Annotated in this window: 3 protein-coding genes; 2 read left to right on the top strand and 1 reads right to left on the bottom strand. The window is 65.2% G+C overall.

Translation table 11 applies throughout. The features are described from left to right. The coding region (locus tag VGR67_06860; protein HEV8336114.1) for a response regulator at window positions 1-333 on the bottom strand (333 nt) is incomplete at its 3' end. A gap of 213 nt (window positions 334-546) precedes the next feature. On the opposite strand from VGR67_06860, the gene VGR67_06855 reads away from it, so the two are divergent. Then, complete coding sequence (locus VGR67_06855) at window positions 547-1,353, top strand: SDR family oxidoreductase (protein ID HEV8336113.1); 807 nt, start codon at window positions 547-549, stop codon at window positions 1,351-1,353. Between the two features lie 51 nt (window positions 1,354-1,404). Continuing rightward, window positions 1,405-1,640: LysM peptidoglycan-binding domain-containing protein (locus tag VGR67_06850; protein ID HEV8336112.1), on the top strand; the 236-nt coding region annotated here is incomplete at its 3' end.

The raw sequence follows: 1,640 nt of genomic DNA, 5'->3' as shown, positions 1-1,640 counted from the left end.
CCGGGAGAGATTCTCCTTCTGGACGTAATCGTGGGCGCCGGCCTTCATGGCCTCCACCAGCTCCGCCTCGGTGACCGTGCCGGAGATGACGATCGTCGGGATGTCGAGCTGCAGATGGCGGAGGTGCCGGAGGACGCCGAGAGCGGTGAAGCGCGGCAGGACATAGTCGGACACCACGACGTCCCAGGCCTCGGAAATCGCGGAAAGGAACTGCGCTTCGTTCTCGACCCGGGTCAGCGAAAGGTCGAAGCCTCCCCGCCGGATCTCCCGCTCGAGCAGGAGGGCATCGTCGGCGGAGTCCTCGACCAGCAGAACGCGCAACGGCTCAGCCATTTGCGCACCCTTGCAGGGGAGGGATTTCGGGTCGCGGCCCGGGATTCGTCTATCAAGTGTAGCAGGGCCGGGGCGAGAATTGTGGTGTCCGTGATCAGTTCTGGCGGCGGCGCCAGGAGGCGCAAAGAAAGGTTGACGCCTGTGGGCGCCGGAGTAGCATGCGGGCAACCTTACCTATCAATCCCTCCGTAAGAGGTGCGCAGGGAGGTATATATGTCTCGAAAGACGAGGTCCGCGTTGATCACGGGAAGCTCGCGTGGCATTGGCCGGGGAATCGCGTTGAAGCTGGCCGAAGGCCAGGTCAAGGTCGCGGTGCACTTCTATCAGAACGAGGCCGCGGCCAAGGAGACGCTCGCCGCCGTCCGCAAACGCGGCTCCGAGGGGTTGCTGGTGCAGGCCGACGTGACGAAACCGGACCAGATCCGCCGGATGTTCGGCCAGGTCAAGGCCGAGTTCGGCCAGCTCGACATCTTCGTCAGCAATGCCCGGCCCGAAGCGCCCGCCTTCTTCAAGCCTCCGCTCGACATCAGCTTGGAGCAGTGGGACACGGCGCTGGACTCGCAGGCCAAGGCCTTCCTGGTTGGCGTCAGGGAAGCGATCCCCCTCATGGGCCAGGGCGGCCGGATCCTGGCGATCACGTACGCCGAGGGCAGCCGGACCGGTGGCTTCCAACCCTGGGTCGGCATGGGGTCGGCAAAAGCGGCGCTCGAGTCCCTGGTCCGCTACTTCGCGGTGACGCTGGCGAAGCGCGGAATCACCGTGAACGCGATCAGCCCGGGCTGGACCGAGGACAGCGTGCTCAACACGCTGCCCACGCAGGCGCAGGACCTCATCCGGAACTGGCACGCGCGGGGGTGGACCCCGATGGGCCGCCTGGGCACGCCCGCGGACGTCGGCAACGTCGCGAGCCTCTTCTGCTCGGACGAAGCGGGCTGGGTCACCGGCCAGGTGATCTACGCCGACGGAGGCGCCACGCTGATGAACGCCGGGGTTCCGCCGGAGATTCAGTTGGGAAGCTGAGAGAGGAGGAATCGCATGACCAATCCACAGGACGGCAAGAAAGACGACGACATGCCCGACTTCTCGGACGTCAAGAGCGGTGCTTCGTCCACCGCGCCCGGCGCCGAGGTCTTCCAGACCTACGAAGTCAAGGCGGGCGACAGTCTGTCCAAGATCGCCAAGAACTTCTACGGGAACGGAAACGCGTGGAAGACGATCTTCGACGCGAACACCGACATCCTCAAGGACCCGAACAAGATCTACCCCGGCCAGAAGCTGAAGATCCCGCCGAAGACCCCGCCGAAGCT

It is taken from the genome of Candidatus Polarisedimenticolia bacterium, assembly GCA_036004685.1.
Taxonomy (GTDB): domain Bacteria; phylum Acidobacteriota; class Polarisedimenticolia; order Gp22-AA2; family AA152; genus DASYRE01.
The sequence above is the reverse complement of the archived record's forward strand: the minus strand, read 5'-3'. Positions and strand labels throughout refer to the sequence as shown.

What these genes read in the sequence shown, in the direction of transcription:
- VGR67_06855 (HEV8336113.1), top strand. Translation starts at nt 547, where the DNA reads ATGTCTCGAAAGACGAGGTCCGCGTTGATCACGGGAAGCTCGCGTGGC.